The organism is Streptomyces sp. Y309 (genome assembly GCF_056712025.1).
Genome location: NZ_CM160048.1, coordinates 1677119 through 1694693, shown reverse-complemented (window position 1 = coordinate 1694693; position 17575 = coordinate 1677119). Strand labels below are relative to the sequence as shown.

Genomic DNA, 17575 nt, shown 5'->3' with positions numbered 1-17575 from the left:
CTTCACGGCGCCCCCGCCACCCGCGCCGCGCCGCCCCCGGTCCCGCCCGCGCCCCCGGCCCCCGAGCCGCCCTGGGCCCTGCTCGCCGAGCTCACCCACGGCTGCCCGCTGCGCTGCGCGTACTGCTCCAATCCGGTCGAACTGATCGGTCGGTCAGTGGAGCTGACCACCGACGAGTGGTGCGACGTGCTGCGGCAGGCCGCCGGCCTGGGCGTCGTGCAGACGCATCTGTCGGGCGGCGAGCCGCTGCTGCGCCGCGATCTGCCGCGGATCGTCGCGGCCGCGGACGAGGCGGGCATCCACACCCAGCTCGTCACCAGCGGCGTCGGCCTGCACGAGGCGCGCCTGGCCGCCCTGGTCGACGCGGGCCTGCGCAGCGTCCAGCTCTCCGTGCAGCACGCCGACCCCGCGCGGGCGGCCCTCATCGCCGGGGCCCGCGCGAGCGGCGCGAAGGAGCGCGCCGCCCGGCTTGTCCGTGAGGCCGGCCTGCCGCTCGGCCTGAACGCCGTCCTGCACCGCGCCAACCTCGACGCCCTCGACGCGCTCGTGGAGCTGGGCCTGGCCTGGGGCGCCGACCGGATCGAGCTGGCCAACACCCAGTTCTACGGCTGGGCGCTGGCGAACCGCGAGGCGCTGCTCCCCGACCCGGACCAGGTGGCCCGCGCCCGGCTGACCCTGGCGCACTGGCGGGCCAGGATCGCCGGGCGCATGGAGCTGGTCTGGGTCGCGCCCGACTACGTCGACGCCACGGCGAAGCCGTGCATGGGCGGCTGGGGCGCGGTGTCCCTGACCGTCGCGCCCGACGGCACGGTGCTGCCCTGCCCGGCCGCGGCGGAGCTGCTCGGCGACGACGCCCCGAACGTGCGGGACCACCGGCTCGACTGGATCTGGCGGGAGTCGCCCGCCTTCACCCGCTACCGCGGCGAGGACTGGATGCGGGAGCCCTGCCGCTCCTGCGAGCTGCGCGCCGTCGACTTCGGCGGCTGCCGCTGCCAGGCCCACGCCCTGACCGGCGACGCCGCCCGCACCGACCCCGCTTGCCACCGCTCACCTGACCACGGCCTCGTCCGTGCCTTGGTGGACGCCGCGCGCGGGCCCGCCCCGGACCACCCCGGCTTCGCCTACCGCGAGGGAGGAACATGACGCGCCGCCGCCGTACACGCGCCTCACGAATACGAAGAAGCACCCGAGCCGCGCGAAGCGCCACCCTGGCCACTCTCCTCGCCGGTGCCGCCGTCCTCACCGCGCAGACGGCGCCCGCCACGGCCGGGGACGCGGCACCGGCCGACGGCTCGCCGGACCCGGGCCGGACGGCGCCCACCGCGCGGCCCCCGGCCACCGACTGGTCCGTCGCCCTGGTCGACTCGACCACGACCCGCTTCACCCCGGCCACCATCGGCGGCTGGTCCTACCCCGTCGGGCTCTACCTCTACGGCCAGTACCTCACGTACCAACGCACCCACGACGAGCGCTACTTGACGTACATCAAGGCGTACGTCGACCGCTTCGTCGACGCCGACGGGAACATCGGGCAGAAGTTCAACAGCCTCGACAGCATGCAGGCCGGGCGGCTCCTGGTGATCCTGCACCACGAGACCGGCGAGGACCGCTACCGCGTCGCCGCCCGGAAGATCCGCGAGCGCCTGAAGACCTACCCGCGCACCGAGGACGGCGGCTTCTGGCACGCCGACACCGCGAGCCGCGCGCACCAGCTCTGGTCCGACGGCGTCTACATGGTCACTCCGTTCCTCGTCGAGTACGGCAAGGAGTTCGACGACGAGGCGTACACCGACCGTGAAGCCGTCGAGCAGCTCAACGTGTACGCCCGCCGCCTCCAGGCGGACAACGGCCTGCTCCAGCACGCGTACGACGAGTCGCGCACCGCGGTCTGGGCGGACAAAGGCACCGGGCGCGCCCCCGAGCAGTGGTGCCGGGCCATCGGCTGGTACTCCATGGCTGCCGTGAACGTCCTGGACGCCACGCCCCGCAGCGACCCCGGCCGTGGCGAACTGCTCGGCCACGTACGGAAGTTGGCGGCGGGCATCGTGCGGGCCCAGGACCCGGCGACCGGCCGCTGGTTCCAGGTCGTGAACAAGGGGACGGAGAGCGGCAACTGGACCGAGACGTCCTGCTCCAGCATGTTCACCTTCGCCCTGTCGCGCGCCGCCGAGAAGGGCTATGTGCCGCCGTCGTACGGAGACGTCGCGCGGCGCGGTTACCAGGGCGTGCTGGAGAAGATCTCGCTCGGCTCCGACGGCCTGACCAACCTCACGGACATCTCGATCGGCACCAACGTCGGCGACTACGCCTTCTACATCGCGCGCCCCCGGCAGACCAACGACTTCCACGGCCTCGGTGCGTTTTTGATCATGAACGAACAGCTCCGGAAGAATCAGGAAGAAGAGGTGAGCGAGCGATGACTCCCTCACGAACCCACTCGCGAACTCCCCCACGAACTCCCTCGCGAAGGACCGTACTGGGGGCGGCACTTGGGGCCGGAGCAGGTGCCGCCGCCACGGCAGTCGGCCTGCCCGCGGCGGCCGGGCTGCCCGCGGCCGGCGCGGCCCCCGCCGCCGACTGGCAGCTGCGCTGGTCCCCGTCCGCCCGCGACGTCGGCCTGCGCGCCTTCGAGACGCTGGAGGACGACCGCGCGAACTCGCACCCGGCGGCCAAGCCGCACATCGCCGCCGAGGGCGACAACTTCCGCTTCACCATGCACACGGTCGACCGCGACACCAGCGACGACCGGCAGCGGCACGAGGTCACCGGCTGCCGCACCGGCGACTCGTACCTGAAGTGGCAGCAGGGCCAGACCTGGCGGGTCACCTACCGCATGTACCTGCCGAGCTCGCTGAAGGCGACCACGAGCTTCACGCACATCATGCAGATGAAGCAGCCCGGCCCGGGCAGCGCGCCGATCGTCGTGCAGTCGCTGCGCCGGGTGAGCGGCAAGCAGACCATCGAGCTGAAGATCTTCGAGCAGGACATTCTCGTCGGCCGCACCGATCTGGAGCCGCTGCACGACACATGGACCGACGTCGACTTCCAGATCAAGATCGGCAACGGCTCGTCGGGCTCCGTGCGCTGGATCCTCAAGAGCGGCGGAACGACCGTCATCGACAAGTCGAAGTCCGGCGTGGACACCTTCCTCGCCGACCGCGTGCGGCCCAAGTGGGGCATCTACCGCTCCCTCGGCGACACCTCCGGCTCGCTCCAGAACACGTACATGCTCCTGACCGGCATGCGCGCCCACCAGCTCGTGTGAACCAGCAACCCCCCAGGCAGTCCCCCCACATGGAGGTACACGTGCACGACAGCCAGAGCAAGAGCCGGAGCAAGCGTCAGGGCAGGAGTCGGGGCAAGGGCCGCTCGGCCCGGAAGGTGGCCCTGGCCACAACCGCCGTGTTGGCGGCGGGACTTGTGGCGTACGTACCCTCGGTGTCCGCGGCACCGGCCGCGCCGGCCGGGGAGCCCACCGACATCAAGACGATCTCGACCGGCTGGACCATACCCTGGGGCACCTCCTGGCTGCCCGACGGCAAGTCCGCCCTTGTCACCGAGCGCGACGACTTCCGGGTCTGGTCGGTCTCGGCGGACGGCGCGACGAAGAAGCAGGTCGGCAAGGTGCCCGAGTCCCAGACCACCGGCGGCGAGGGCGGTCTCATGGGTGTCGCCGTCGACCCGCAGTGGGCCACCAACCACTACGTGTACTTCATGCACACCTCGTCCGAGGGCAACCGCATCGCGCGCATGACGTACGACGGCTCCTCGCTCGGCGGCTACACGGTGCTGCTCAAGGGGATCAAGAAGGCCAAGTACCACAACGGCGGCCGCCTCGCCTTCGGCCCCGACGGCCATCTGTACGCCACCACCGGCGACGCGCAGAACAAGCCCCTCGCGCAGGACAAGAACTCGCTCAACGGCAAGATCCTGCGCCTGACCCGGGACGGCAAGCCCGCGCCCGGCAACCCGTTCAACAACTACGTGTACAGCCTCGGCCACCGCAACCCGCAGGGCATCGCCTTCGACCCGCAGGGCCGCCTGTGGGAGGCCGAGTTCGGCGACTCCAGCAAGGACGAGCTGAACCTCGTCAAGCCGGGCAAGAACTACGGCTGGCCCACCTGCGAGGGCGCCTGCGACGTCTCCGGCATGACCAACCCGAAGAAGACCTGGGGCGTCGCCGAGGCATCGCCGAGCGGCATCGCCGTGGTCGACGGCGCGGTCTACATGGCGGCCCTCAGGGGCGAGCGCCTGTGGCGCGTCCCGATCAACGCCGACAACGAGAACGTCGGTACGGCCAAGGCCTTCTACGTCGGCCAGTACGGCCGGCTGCGCTCGGTGACGGCCGTGCCGGGCGCGAAGTCGCTGTGGCTGTCGACGACCAACGCCGACGCCAACGGCGGGGAGCCGGACGGCGCGGACAAGATCTTCCGCGTGAACATCGGCTGACCCCGGCCGGTCATGAGCCCTGTCCCGTGGGACCGCCGGGTCGTTGGGGCGGCCCGGCTGCGGTGCCGAGGTACGCGTCGCGGACCTTCGGGTCGGCGCGTACCTCGGCCGCCGTGCCCTCGGCGAGCACGCGGCCGAGGTCGAGGACGACGACCCGGGCGCACACCTCCATCACGAACGCCACATTGTGCTCGACCAGCAGCACCCCGACGCCCTCCTCGTCCGCCAAGTGCCGTACGACAGCCGCAAGTTGACGCCGCTCCGTGACCGTCATCCCCGCGGCGGGCTCGTCCAGGAGCAGCACGGCGGGCGGGTCCGCGACGGCGCGCGCCAGCTCCACCATCCGGGCCCGGCCCACCGGCAGATCACCGGCGTAACGGCCCGCCAGGTCGTCGAGGCCGCACTCCCGCAGCACGGCGGCGGCCCGCGCGCGCCGTGCGTCCTCGCGGGTACGCCGCGTCGGCGCCGCCACCAGATCGGCGGCGAACCCGCCGCCGCCCCCGCGCCACTCCTGCGCGACCAGCAGATTGTCGGCGACCGTGAGCTGCCCGAAGAGCTGTTGCCGCTGGAAGGTCCTGCGCATGCCGTGCCGGGCGCGCCACACCGGTGAGCGGCGCGTGACGTCGGCGCCGCCGAGCAGCACCCGGCCCCCGTCCGGGCGGCGGATGCCCGACAGGACGTCGAACAGGGTCGTCTTGCCCGCGCCGTTGGGCCCGATGAGGCCGCACACCTCGCCGGGGCGGAGGGCGAGGGTGACGTTGTCGAGGGCACGGATGCCACCGAAGCGGACGGTGAGGTGGGAGGCGATGAGGGCGGAGGGCTGGTGGGCCGGGGCCCGGTCGGCGGGGGGCTGGTTCATGGCGGACGCGTTCATGGGTGGTTGGCCTCCTCGGCCGCCAGGCCCAGGTACGCCTCCGTCAGTCGGTCCACCCGCACCTCGGCACGCGGTCCCGACCAGGCCACGCGGCCCTGCGCCAGATACGCCACGGTGTCCGCGAGGCCCAGCACCTCCGCCGCCTTCTCCTCCACCAGGAGCAGCCCCGTTCCCGCGTCCCTCAGCTCCGCGAGCAGCCGGAACACCTCGTCGGCGACCCGGGGCGCGAGGCCCAGCGACGGTTCGTCGGCGACGAGTACGTCCGGAGGCCGCTGGAGGAGCGGGGCGAGGGACAGCAGTTGCTGCTCACCGCCGGACAGCGAGGCCGCCGGGACGGTGCGGCGGGCCGCCAGGGCGGGGAAGCGGGCGTAGACGGCTTCTCGGGACGGGCGGTCCGGGAGGTGCAGGGTGAGGTTCTCGTCGATGGTGAGGGTGGGGAAGACGGCGCGGGTCTCCGGGGCCAGGAGGATGCCCGCGCGAGCGCGGTGGGTCGCCCCCTGGCGGGTGACGTCCCGACCCGCCACCGTCACCCGGCCGTGGGTGGGGGCGAGTTGGCCTGCCGCCACCTGGCACAGGGTGGACTTTCCTGCGCCGTTGGGGCCGAGGAGGGCGACGATTTCGCCTGGGTGGACGGTGAGGTGCACTCCGTGGAGGGTGGGGGTGGTGTCGTGGGCGGCGTGGATGCCGTGGAGGGCGAGGGCGGGGTGCCCTGCCGGGGGCTCTGCCCCCGGACCCCCGCTCCTCAAACGCCGGAGGGGCTTTCTCCCACCCGCCCACCCTTCTAGCCCGTCCGGCGTTTGAGGACGAGGCCGTTCAGGCCGATACGGGGTCTGGGGCGGAGCCCCAGTTTCGGGAAGGGGCGGGACTGGGGAAAGCCCCGCAGGGCCCGACCGCCGCCGCCACCTTCGAACCGGCACCGCCGCGCAATACCCATCCGGATCGTTGGCCAACGCCAACCCCGCCAAGCCGAACAGCATCACCGGCACATGCGCGGACTCGGTGACGTACTCGGACAGCAGATGCGGCACGACGACGTACACGACCCCCGCCACCACCGCGAACTGCGGCCTCCGCACACCGGCCGCGACCACCACCGCCAACCACACAAGCCCGGTCATCGCGGTGAAGTCGGTCGCGGTGATCCGCGTGTTGAAGGACGCGTACATCACGCCGCCGAACCCGGCGAGCCCGGCCGACAGCGTGAAGAGGAGCAGCTTCGTACGGACCACGGACACGCCGGAGGCCATCGCGGCGGCCGGCGCCGACCGCACGGCGAGCATGGCCCGCCCGGACGCGGACCCGCGCAGCGCGCCGAGCGCGGCGACGGCGGCGGTGACGAGGACGACCATGGCGACGCCCATGGCCCGGTCGTCGGAGAGGTCGACGGGGCCGAACACCGGCCGGGGGATCTCCCAGCCGGTGTCGCCGTTGCGCAGCCACCCCAGCTGGAAGAGGACCTGGTCGGCGAGGAAGGCGAGGGCGAGTGTCGCGAGGGCGAGGGAGCGGCCGCCGAGCCGCAGCGCGGGCAGCGCGACAAGGGCGCCCAGGACAGCGGCGGCACACGTGCCGACGAGCGCCGCGGCGAAGAACGGCCAGCCGTGGCTCAGCAGCAGCCCGGCGACGAGCGCGGCGCCCGTCACGAACGTGGCCTGCGCGAGCGACACCATCGCGCCCAGGCCGGTGACGACGGTGAAGGACACGAAGACGAGGGACAGGGCGAGCCCCTGGGCGAGCAGGCCGCTCCAGAAGGGGGTGGTGACGGTGTAGAAGGCGGTGGCGAGGAGCATGGCCGCCACCGCCCACGGGCCCCACCTGCGCGCCCACGACCGCCCCGCCAGATAGTCGACGGGCGCCGCGTCCACCGCCGCCGTGCCCGCGACCCGCTGCCGCCGCGTCAGCACCAGCAGCCCCGCGAAGAGCAGCAGGAACGGCACCGCCGTGCGGAAACCGGTGATCGACTCGGCGAAGTCGGCGTACCCCGCGACCAGGTTCTGCAGCACCCCGAGCCCCAGGCCGCCCGCGAACGCCAGCGGCAAGGACAGGAACCGGCCGAGCACGGCCGCCGTCGCCGACACGAACAGGAACAGCGTGAAGTCGTGGGCCGACAGGCCCAACAAGGGCGTGGCGAGCACGCCCGCCAGGCCCGCCAGCCCCGACGACAGCATCCACGCCACCGACGAGAGCCGGTCCGCGCTGATCCCGCGCAGCTCCACCAGGGAGCGGTTGTCGACGGCCGCGCGCATCAGCAGGCCCAGGCGCGTGTGCCGCATCAGCACCCACAGCCCCGCCGCGACGACCGCCGTCGCCACCCACGTGATGAGCTGGTCGGAGTCGACGCCGACGCCGTCCGTCAGCTGCCAGCTCTTCGCCGGGCTCGGCCCCACCCCGGGCAGGCCGAACTGGTTCTCGGCGGGCTTGACCGGCGCGCCCGCGTCCGCCAGGAGTTCCACCACCCACAGGCCCAGCGCGGGCAGCGCAACGAGCAGGCCGATCGTCGCCACGATCTGCGCCGTCTCGCCCACCCGCGCCAGCTTGCGGAACATCAGCCGGTCAAGCCCCCAGCCCAGGGCGGGCGCGAGCACGCACACCAGCAGCAGCGCCGTCGGCACCGCGGGCCAGCCGAAGCCGGAGTGCAGTTCGTAGAAGGCGAGCGCGCAGAGATAGGCCGTCGCGCCGTGCGCGAAGTTGAACACCCCGGACGCGGAGTACGACAGGACGAGGCCCGTGGCGAGCAGCGCGTACAGCGCGCCCGAGACCAGTCCGCTCAGCACGAAACCCAGCAGGTCCGACATCGGCGGCGGCCCTCAGCGGAAGGGGATCGGCTCGTAGCACCGGAAGGGCGACGCCACCTCGTACTTCCCGTCCTTCAGACGCACCAGCGCCCCGCAGCCGAACGCCTCCTTGCGGCCCTTGGGCAGGGCCCGGTCACCGACGAGCGTGCCCGTGTCGGAGAAGCCTTCGGCCGCCCGCTGGAAGGACTCCGCCGTCAGCTTCCGGCCCGCCTTCCCGGCGACGGCGAGGAAGAGGTCCGCCGACATGTAGCCCGTCATCATGTGCATGTTGAGGGGTACGTCCTTGCCCGCGGTTTTCCTGATGTCCGCTTTGAACTGCTTCATGTCCGCGCTCTGTTGCTCGAACGGCTGGAACGTCAGCAGCACATGCACCCCGTCGAGCGCCTTGCGCGTCGCGCTCTTGGCGAGCAGGCCCGGGTCGTAGTCCGTGGGGTCGGTCAGCACGCCTCGGTATCCGGTGCGCTTCACGGCGGTGAACAGGCCGATGTTGTACGGGGTCTGCATCACGGAGACGACGGCGTCGGGGGCTTTGCCGCCGTCGGAGCGCAGGATGTCCTTGGTGTACGCCGACCAGTCGCTCGGGACCGAGGTCGCGGGCACCACCGACTTCGCGTACGTCACCTCGAAACCGGCGGCCTTGAAGCTCTGCCGGTAGGTGCGGATGGCGAAGGTGCCCGGCTCGTTGTCGTTCGCGAGGATCGCCACCGACTTGCCGCGCGCGCCGCCCATGACCGTCTTCAGGCCCTCCGGCCAGCTCTGCGTGATGGTGCCGCCGGGCATCGGCACCATGCAGCCGCCGAAGCCGTACAGGTACGTCGGGCCGCAGAACGCCGGGATCGTGCCCCAGCCGAACGTCGGCACCTTCTGCTCCTGGAGGAAGTCGGCGCCGGAGAACGTCACCGAGCTCATCGGGGCGATCGCGAACACCTTCTCGCGCTGGACGAGTTTGCGGGCGGCGGCGAGATTGCGCGCCGGGTCCTGGCCGTCGTCCTCCGCGCCCAGGTAGTCGATCTTCCGGCCGTGCACCCCGCCCTCGGCGTTCGCCCTCTCGAAGCGGGCCCTGGCCCCGAGGTCCGTGTCCTTCTTGCTGTAACCGCTGGCGGTCGTCATGGAGACGATCCCGCCCACCTTGACGGAGTCGTCCGTCACGCCGCGCGCGGAGTCGCCTCCCTTGCCGCCGCCCGAACTCCCGCTGTTGGACGCGGAGTTGCAGGCGGATGCGGCGGCGAGCAGCAGTCCGGCCACGGCGGCGGCGCCGAGCTTGCGCAGGGATCGCGACACGGTCGTCCCCCTCCGGTCGAGTGAGGCAGATTCTGTGTCCGACCTGACGAGCCGTCAATAACTGACGCAACGTCAAATTCACTCGCGCGGGCGCGGGTCAGCCCCGGTAAAGCGCTTCGACCTCGGCGGCGTAGGCCTGCTCGATGGCCTTCCGCTTGAGTTTCAGCGAGGGCGTGAGCAACCCGTGCTCCTCGGTGAACTGGTGCGCCAGTATCCGGAACGTACGGATCGACTCCGCCTGGGAGACCAGCGTGTTGGCGGCCACCACGGCCCGCCGCACCTCGGTCTCGAGGTCGGGGTCGTGCACGAGCTCGTGCGCCGCCATCGGGGGCTTGTTGCGCATGGCGAGCCAGTGCTCGACGGCCTCCGCGTCCAGGGTGACGAGCGCCGCGATGTAGGGCCGGTCGTTGCCGACGACGATGCACTGCGCGACCAGCGGATGGTCCCGCACCCGCTCCTCGAGCTGCACCGGCGAGACGCTCTTGCCGCCGGAGGTCACCAGGATCTCCTTCTTGCGGCCGGTGATGGTGAGATAGCCGTCCTCGTCGAGCGCGCCCAGGTCGCCGGTGGCGAGCCAGCCGTCGTGCAGCGCGGCGTCCGTCGCCTTGGGGTCGTTGAGGTAGCCCTGGAAGACATGGCCGCCGCGCAGCCACACCTCGCCGTCGTCGGCGATGTGCACGGTGGTGCCGGGGATGGCCTGGCCGACCGTGCCGTAGCGGGTGCGCTCGGGCGGGTTGGCGGTCGCGGCGGCCGAGGACTCCGTCAGCCCGTACCCCTCGAAGATCGTCACGCCCGCGCCTGCGAAGAACAGGCCGAGGCGGCGGTCCATCCCGGAGCCGCCGGACATCGCGTGCCGCACCCGGCCGCCCATGGCGTCGCGGACCTTGGAGTAGACGAGCTTCTCGAAGACCTGATGCTGCATGCGCAGGGCCGTGGACGGCCCGGGGCCGGTGCCGAAGGCCTTGGCCTCCATCGCGTCGGCGTACCGCACGGCCGCCTCCACGGCCTTGTCGAACGGGCCCGTCCTGCCCTCCCGTTCGGCCTTGCGCCGGGCCGCGTTGAAGACCTTCTCGAAGATGTACGGCACGGCGAGGATGAACGTCGGCCGGAACGCGGCGAGGTCGGGGATCAGCGCGGCGGCGTTCAGGCTCGGCTGGTGGCCGAACTTGACGCGGGCGCGCACCGCGGCGATCTGCACCATCCGCCCGAAGACGTGCGCGAGGGGCAGGAAGAGCAGGGTGGAGGGCTCGTCGCCGCGCTTGGAGCGGAACACCGGCTCCCAGCGCTCGACGAGCGTGTCCACCTCGAACATGAAGTTCGCGTGGGAGAGCACGCAGCCCTTGGGGCGGCCCGTGGTGCCGGAGGTGTAGATCACGGTGGCGACGGAGTCCGGCGTCACGGCGCGCCGGTGGCGGTGCACCACCTCGTCGTCCAAGTCCCGTCCGGCCCGGCCGAGTTCACCTACCGCGTCGCCGTCGAGCTGCCACAGCCGGCGCAGATGCGGCAGCCGGTCGACGACCGAGCCGATCGTCATCGCGTGGTCCTCGTGCTCGACCATCGCCGCCGACACCTGCGCGTCGTGCAGCATCCAGAAGACCTGCTCGGCCGACGACGTCGGATACACGGGGACGACCTGCGCGCCCACGGTCCACAGGGCGAAGTCGAACAGCGTCCACTCGTACCGCGTGCGGCACATGATGGCGACCCGGTCGCCGAACCGCACCCCCTGGGCGAGCAGCCCCTTGGCGAGCGCCAGGACCTCGTCGCGGAACTCCGCGGACGTCACGTCCTGCCAGACGCCGTCACGCTTGCGGCCGAGGACGACGCGGACCGGATCCTCAAGGGCATGGTCGAACACGGCGTCGGCAAGGCCGCCCACCCGCGGCGCCGACGCCATGGGAGGGTTCGTGAACTCGCGCAATGGTGCTCCTTGTGGCGCTCCGCACAGCGCCGGTGACGGTACCCCACCCCCGTCCCATTCGGGAGGGGGTGGGAAACGCCCGAACGGGCACGATCGTCACAGGTCAGCGGGTGAAATGCGGCCACAAGGGTAAGGGTCGGACACATTACTGACGGATGAGTAAGTTTCGGTGCCGTAATCTCCACCGAATCTGTACGCGGGAGTTACGCCTGGAGCTGCTTCTCGGGCTCGCGTTCCGGGGCCCGCGACGGCGTCTGACCTGCGACGGGCGCGGGCTTGGTCCGGACCATGACGAGGACCGCGACGCCCGCCGCCAGACCCACCACGCCGGCCGTCACCGAGGCCGCGTTGAGCCCGGCGGCGAAGGCCTCCCGCACGGCGTGCCCGGAGACGGTCCCCCGCAGGGCGGACGCGCCGCCGCCCGCAGCGGTGTGCGCCGCGTCCTTGCCGATCGACTCCTGCATCCGGGAGGTCAGGACCGTGCCGAAGACGGCGACGCCGAGGGCGTAGCCGAGCTGCCGGAAGGTGTTGACCGCGCCGCCCGCCATGCCCGCGTTCGCAGGCGGCACCGCCGCGAGCGCCGAGCCCGCGAGCGCAGGCGCGACGAGCCCGGCCCCGGCGCCCGACAGCGTCAGGCCCGGCACCAGCGCCTGCCACGACGAGCCCGCGTCCAGCACCGCCATCGCCAGGCAGCCCGCGCCGATCAGGAGCAGGCCGACGCCGATGACGTACCGCCCGGAGACGCCGTGCAGCAGCCGACCGCCGACCGCCGCCACCACGAAGGACGTCGCCGCGAGCGGAAGCAGCACCAGGCTGCCGCGGATCGGGCTCATGCCGAGCACGGTCTGCAGCCAGATCGAGAAGTACGGGATCACGGCGAAGGCCGCCGCGTTGTAGCCGATCCCCGCGATCAGGACACCCGTGAACGCGGGCTTGCGCAGCAGCGCGAGGTCGAGCAGCGGGTGTGCCACGCGGCGTTCGACGACCACGAAGGCGATCAGCGCGAGCGCGGCGACCGCGAAGGTCACGCCGGTGGACGCCGACGCCCACCCGGCGGACGACGCCCGCACCACCCCGTACGTCAGCGCCCCCGCGAACACCGCGAACGCCGCCGTACCCGCCCAGTCCACCCGCCGGCCCGCGTGCCCCTTCGCCTCCGGCACCACGCGCAGCGTCAGCCACACCGCCGCCACGCTCACCGGCAGGTTGATGAAGAAGATCCACCGCCAGCCCGGCCCCTCGGTGAGCAGCCCGCCGACGATGGGCCCGAGGGCCGCCGCGGCGCCGCTCACCGCGCCCCAGATCCCGAGCGCCACCGAGCGCTGCTTGCCCTGGTAGGCGGCGCCGAGCAGCGGCAGTGTCGTCGCGAACATCGCCGCCGCGCCGAGGCCCTGCACCGCGCGCGCCGCCACGAGCAGCTCCGCGTTCGGCGCGAGCCCGCAGCCGAGCGAGGCGAGGGCGAAGAGCGCGGTGCCCGCGATCTGTATCCGGCGCCTGCCGAGCACGTCGGCCGCGGCGCCGACGCCGAGCAGCAGCGCGGCCAGCGCGAGCGCGTAGCCGTCGATGACCCACTGCAGATCGCTCAGCGACGCGTCCAGCGCCCGCGCCATGTCGGGCAGCGCCACCACCACGATCGTCACGTCCAGCAACAGCATGAATGTGCCCAGACACACCGCGGTCAGCGGCCCCCATGTGCGCATGTTTCCCACTCCTCGTCCCCGTGCGGTTCCGTACGACGCGTACGATCCGTCAGGGCCGGACGATCATGAGGGCTGCCGGGCTCGCACCGGACGGACCCGACACGGGGGAGGTGCTCACCGATGGAATCCGACATGTTCGACGAGCTGGACATGAAACTGCTCCAGGGCCTGGAGACCGACGGGCGGGCCTCCTTCAGCAGGCTCGCCGCGGTCCTCGGCGTCTCCGACCAGACTGTCGCGCGCCGCTACCGGAAGCTCACCGCCATGGGCGGCCTGCGCGTCGTCGGCGTGCGCAACGCCGAACGGCTCGGCAAGGACCACTGGATGCTGCGCCTGCGCTGCGCGCCCGACGCCGCGCCGACCATCGCCAACGCGCTGGCCCGCCGCCCCGACACCTCCTGGGTCGCCCTGATGTCCGGCGGCACGGAGGTGATGTGCATGACGCGCCCACGCACCCCCGGCGACCACGACGACCTGCTCCTCGGCAAGCTGCCGCGCACCCCGCACATCGTGGAGATCCGCGCCCACCAGCTCCTGCACGGCTTCTTCGGCGGGCCCCGGGGCTGGCTCAGCAAGTTCGCGCCGCTGAGCGAGGCGCAGCTCGCGGCGCTGACGCCGCAGCTTCCGCCGGCGCCGTCGGGTCCGGTCCGGATCGCCGCCGAGGACGAGCCGCTGGTGGCCGCGCTCGAAGCGGACGGTCGCGCCACGTTCCCCGAACTCCGGCGTGCCACCGGTCTCTCGGAGTCCGCCGTCAAGCGCCGTCTTGCCGCCCTCCTGGATTCCCGTGCGCTCTTCGTCGACGTCGAGTACGCCCCCGAACTGCTCGGCTACAGCGTGGCCGCCGCGCTCTGGATCACGGCTGCGCCCGCCGCGCTGCATCAGGTGGGCGAGGCGCTCGCCTCGCACTACGAGATCGCCTTTGCCTCCGCTACGGCCGGGCCCTCGAATCTGGTTGCCACTGTCGTGGCTCGGGATACGGCGGGGTTGTACGCCTACATCAGCGGGAAACTCGGGCAGTTGGAGGGCGTTCAGCATGTGGAGACTGCGCCGTTCCTGCGGCGGGTGAAGCAGTTGTCCTACCGGCCGGGGCGGTAGCGCTCCGCTGGGTTGCGTGTTCCTTTGTCTGCGGGTTCGTGGGGGCTGGTCGCGCCCACGCGGCGGAGCCGCCATTGATACAGCCCCGCGCCCCTGGGGAGGCTCTCTCACCGCCGTCCGGATGCTCAGGCTCGGCCTCTTTGCAGGCGGTCCCCGCCTGCCAGGATCGCGGCTGCCAGCGCCTCCGCCGCGCTCGCCGCCCGGGTGCTGCGCTCGCCGTGGCGCAGTACGAAGTCCACCGCGCCCAGTTCCGGGAGGCCCGTCCGGTCCGGTAGGCGGGTCAGGCCCGGGGGGATCAGGCCGCGGGAGTGTGCCATCACGCCCAGGCCCGCGCGGGCGGCGGCGACCAGGCCGTTGAGGCTGCCGCTGGTGCAGGCGACGCGCCAGGGGCGGCCGCTGCGCTCCAGGGCCTCCATGGCGAGGGCGCGGGTGATGCCCGGCGGCGGGTACACGATGAGGGGCACCGGCCGGTCCGGGTCCAGACGGAGGCGGGGCGCGCCGATCCACACCAGGTCGTCGTGCCAGACCAGTTCGCCGCGCGGGTCCTCCGGGCGCCGCTTGGCGAGGACCAGGTCGAGCTTGCCCGCGTCGAGGCGCTCGTGCAGCGTGCCGGACAGCTCGACGGTCAGCTCCAGGTCGACCTCGGGGTGGCCGCGCCGGAAGGACTCCAGGATGTCGGTGAGACGGGTGAGGACGAAGTCCTCCGAGGCGCCGAAGCGCAGCCGCCCGCCGGGCCGCGCGCCGGTGAAGAACGCGGCCGCCTGCTCGTGCACCTCCAGGATGCGCCGGGCGAAGCCGAGCATCGCCTCACCGGCCTCGGTCAGCTCCACGCTGTGCGTGTCCCGCGTGAACAGCGGCCGCCCCGTCGCCTCCTCCAGGCGCCGCACGTGCTGGCTCACCGTCGACTGGCGCAGGCCGAGGCGGCGCGCGGCCTGCGTGAAGCTCAACGTCTGGGCCACCGCGAGGAACGTACGGAGCTGAGCGGGGTCGTACACGCATCCCAGGCTATCGCGGAACGTGATGACAGTCAGAGCGGTGTACGGGATTCCCGATCGCCGCCGGGAGGAGGACCATGGAGAGGGCACGTGCCGCCCCCGAACCCGAACACCCCGCACCACTGACGCATGGAGCACCGTGAAACGCCCGTCCTGGCCGTCCTGGATGCCGATCGACCCGTACATCGCGGCCATCCTCGGCACCGTGGGGATCGCGGCGCTCCTGCCCGCCCGCGACACGGCCGCCGACGTGGCGTCCGGCGCCTCGACCACGGCCGTCGCGCTGCTGTTCTTCCTGTACGGCGCGCGCCTGTCCACGCGTGAGGCCCTCGACGGGCTGCGGCACTGGCGGCTCCACCTCACGGTCCTGCTCTGTACGTTCGCGCTCTTCCCGCTGCTCGGCCTGGCCGCCAAGGGCCTCGTCCCGTACGTCCTGACGCCCGCGCTCTACAGCGGCTTCCTGTTCCTGACCCTGGTGCCCTCGACGATCCAGTCGTCGATCGCCTTCACGTCCATGGCGCGCGGCAACGTCCCGGCGGCGATCTGCGCGGGCTCGTTCTCCTCCCTCGCGGGCATCGTGCTCACGCCGCTGCTCGCCGCCGGGCTGCTCGGGCACAGCGCGGGCGGGTTCTCCGCGGACTCACTGCTGAAGATCGTGCTGCAACTGCTCGTGCCGTTCCTGGCGGGCCAGTTCCTGCGCCGGTGGATCGGGGGGTTCCTCGCCCGCAACAAGAAGGTGCTCTCCTTCGTCGACCGGGGCTCGATCCTGCTCGTCGTCTACACCGCGTTCAGCCAGGGCATGGTGGAGGGCATCTGGCACCAGGTCACCCCGGCCCGGCTCGGCGCGCTGCTCGGCGTCGAGGCGGTGCTGCTCGCCGTGATGCTCTCGGTGACCTGGTACGGCGCGAAGAAGCTCGGCTTCGGGCGGGCCGACCGGATCGCCATCCAGTTCGCCGGGTCGAAGAAGTCGCTGGCCGCCGGACTGCCCATGGCGAGCGTCCTGTTCGGCGCGCAGGCCTCGCTCGCGGTGCTGCCGCTGATGCTCTTCCACCAGATGCAGCTCATGGTCTGCGCGGTGATCGCCAAGCGCCGGTCCCGGGACCCGGAGGCGGCCGAGGCGCCCTCCACGGAGTCGGATGTCGCGCCGGTCAGCTCCCGCGCTGGAAGCGGAGCGACACGAACCGCGGCCGGTACAGCTCCACGTTCCGGCTGATCTGCGCCTGCGCGTTCGCCGCCGTCGCGTCCAGCCAGTTGACGTCGTAACTCACCACGAGCCGCCCGTCGCCGCTCACGGCCGGATGGGCCTGCGGGTTGTAGGGGGCGGCGGCCGCCGTGTCCGCCCCGCCGCCCCCGCCCCCGGCGTCCTTCGGCAGCGACGGCGCGAACGCCTTCGCGGGGCCGTGCCAGGGGCCGGTGGGGGAGCAGGACCAGTAGGACGTGACGTCCGCCAGGCCCGCGGCGCCGGCAGCCATCGTGAGTAGAACGAACGTTCTATCCAGTCGGACCACAGTGAAGGCGCTGCCCACGCCCTTGTGGTCGCCGTTGCCGAGGACCGGCCGCGGGGCCTTGGTGCGGGTCCAGTCCGAGCCGTCCCAGTACCGCCAGGCGCCGGGGTCGCCGAGGCTGCCGTGCGGGACGCGGGCGACGTAGGCGTGCGAGGAGGGGCGGGCGGTGGCCTGGGCGTCGTTGCCGCCGAAGACGTACGTCCACTCGTCGTCGTCGACGGTCGTCGCGCCGTACAGCACGCGCCGCTCGGGGTCGGCGACGCCGCGCTGGTCCGAGATCTGCGTGATGCCCTCCACCTGGAGGTCCGGCAGGGAGAGCGTGGCGACCTCGGTGGCGGCGGGCACGCCGTAGATCCACGGTCCGGTGCCCGTGGCGCGGGTCCACAGGAGCACCCGCAGGACGTCCTCGTCGGCGCCCGGCGAGCGCGGCTCGACCTTCGCGGCGACCGGCCAGCGCCACTGCCCTGGCGCCGGATCGGCGAACAGCGGGGTGGGCAGCGTACGCTCAAGGGCTCCCGAACGGTCCATCACCACCCCGGAGTTGCGCACCATCGGGGCGTTCGTGTCCCGCCACGCGTGCGGCTGGCCCTGCGGGTTGGGCGGCGCGTGCACCTGGCCGAGGACGGTGTCGGAGAACAGCCACAGGACCCGTCCGTCCGGCAGCCGCACCGAGTGCGTGCCGTCGCCGCCCGTCCAGTCGTCGGTGCGGGCGCCGTCGTCGCCGTACGAGGCGAACGCGCCGGTGAGCTTCGGCTCGGCGGCCGACGACGCGACGGTGGTCGCCGCACACGCGGGGCCGCCCTCCCGGTCGTCGTCACCGTCCGGGAGGGCGGTCAGGAACACGGCCGCGCAGGCCAGGGCGAGCAGCAGGACCAGCCAGGTCCTGCGCGCGCCCCGGCCGCCCGGGGGCCCGCCCGCGGTGGACGGTGCGGCGTACGGCTCTGTGGCTGCGGACACGCCCGG

13 protein-coding genes are annotated in these 17575 nt (G+C 72.6%); 6 read left to right on the top strand and 7 right to left on the bottom strand.

The window, feature by feature from the left end; translation table 11 throughout:
* Positions 1-78 precede the first annotated feature (78 nt).
* The 4 genes from pqqE to AC0KTA_RS05970 are packed head-to-tail and all read left to right on the top strand — an operon-like array spanning position 79 to position 4449.
* On the top strand, positions 79-1143 hold the full coding sequence (pqqE, locus tag AC0KTA_RS05985) for a pyrroloquinoline quinone biosynthesis protein PqqE (protein WP_481056320.1): 1065 nt from the start codon (positions 79-81) through the stop codon (positions 1141-1143).
* Positions 1140-2420: a glycoside hydrolase family 88/105 protein gene (locus tag AC0KTA_RS05980; protein ID WP_481054055.1), complete on the top strand. Its 1281-nt coding sequence runs from the start codon at positions 1140-1142 to the stop codon at positions 2418-2420. Before pqqE ends, AC0KTA_RS05980 begins: the two co-directional genes overlap by 4 nt.
* Entirely contained in the window at positions 2417-3265 is an 849-nt protein-coding gene (locus AC0KTA_RS05975) for a polysaccharide lyase family protein (RefSeq protein ID WP_481054054.1), read from the top strand. The genes AC0KTA_RS05980 and AC0KTA_RS05975 overlap by 4 nt, the downstream gene beginning before the upstream one ends.
* Positions 3266-3306: 41 nt before the next feature.
* Complete coding sequence (locus AC0KTA_RS05970; RefSeq protein ID WP_481054053.1) at positions 3307-4449, top strand: PQQ-dependent sugar dehydrogenase; 1143 nt, start codon at positions 3307-3309, stop codon at positions 4447-4449.
* 10 nt (positions 4450-4459) lie between these two features.
* Here AC0KTA_RS05970 and AC0KTA_RS05965 read toward each other — a convergent pair whose 3' ends face one another.
* The 5 genes from AC0KTA_RS05965 to AC0KTA_RS05945 form a co-directional block, all read right to left on the bottom strand.
* Entirely contained in the window at positions 4460-5308 is an 849-nt protein-coding gene (locus AC0KTA_RS05965; RefSeq protein WP_481056319.1) for an ABC transporter ATP-binding protein, read from the bottom strand.
* Positions 5309-5319: 11 nt separating this feature from the next.
* The gene (locus tag AC0KTA_RS05960; protein ID WP_481054052.1) at positions 5320-8115 is read right to left on the bottom strand and encodes an ABC transporter permease subunit; all 2796 of its coding nucleotides are present in this window, start codon (positions 8113-8115) and stop codon (positions 5320-5322) included.
* 12 nt (positions 8116-8127) lie between these two features.
* Entirely contained in the window at positions 8128-9396 is a 1269-nt protein-coding gene (locus AC0KTA_RS05955; protein ID WP_481054051.1) for an ABC transporter substrate-binding protein, read from the bottom strand.
* 97 nt (positions 9397-9493) lie between these two features.
* Positions 9494-11317, bottom strand: coding sequence for an AMP-dependent synthetase/ligase (locus AC0KTA_RS05950; RefSeq protein WP_481054050.1), 1824 nt, complete (start codon positions 11315-11317; stop codon positions 9494-9496).
* Between the two features lie 203 nt (positions 11318-11520).
* Positions 11521-13017 (bottom strand): MFS transporter, encoded by a 1497-nt coding sequence (locus AC0KTA_RS05945; protein WP_481054049.1) that lies wholly within the window; start codon positions 13015-13017, stop codon positions 11521-11523.
* Between the two features lie 120 nt (positions 13018-13137).
* Between AC0KTA_RS05945 and AC0KTA_RS05940 the strand changes: the two genes are divergently transcribed.
* Entirely contained in the window at positions 13138-14112 is a 975-nt protein-coding gene (locus tag AC0KTA_RS05940; RefSeq protein WP_481054048.1) for an Lrp/AsnC family transcriptional regulator, read from the top strand.
* A gap of 125 nt (positions 14113-14237) precedes the next feature.
* On the opposite strand, the gene AC0KTA_RS05935 is transcribed toward AC0KTA_RS05940, so the two are convergent.
* Entirely contained in the window at positions 14238-15107 is an 870-nt protein-coding gene (locus tag AC0KTA_RS05935) for a LysR substrate-binding domain-containing protein (protein WP_481054047.1), read from the bottom strand.
* Positions 15108-15246: 139 nt separating this feature from the next.
* Between AC0KTA_RS05935 and AC0KTA_RS05930 the strand changes: the two genes are divergently transcribed.
* A complete protein-coding gene (locus AC0KTA_RS05930; protein ID WP_481054046.1) occupies positions 15247-16320 on the top strand; it encodes a bile acid:sodium symporter family protein in 1074 nt (357 codons plus the stop codon).
* Here AC0KTA_RS05930 and AC0KTA_RS05925 read toward each other — a convergent pair.
* A complete protein-coding gene (locus tag AC0KTA_RS05925) occupies positions 16256-17569 on the bottom strand; it encodes a DUF4185 domain-containing protein (RefSeq protein ID WP_481054045.1) in 1314 nt (437 codons plus the stop codon). The two genes, AC0KTA_RS05930 and AC0KTA_RS05925, sit on opposite strands and share 65 nt — an antisense overlap.
* Positions 17570-17575: the final 6 nt, after the last annotated feature.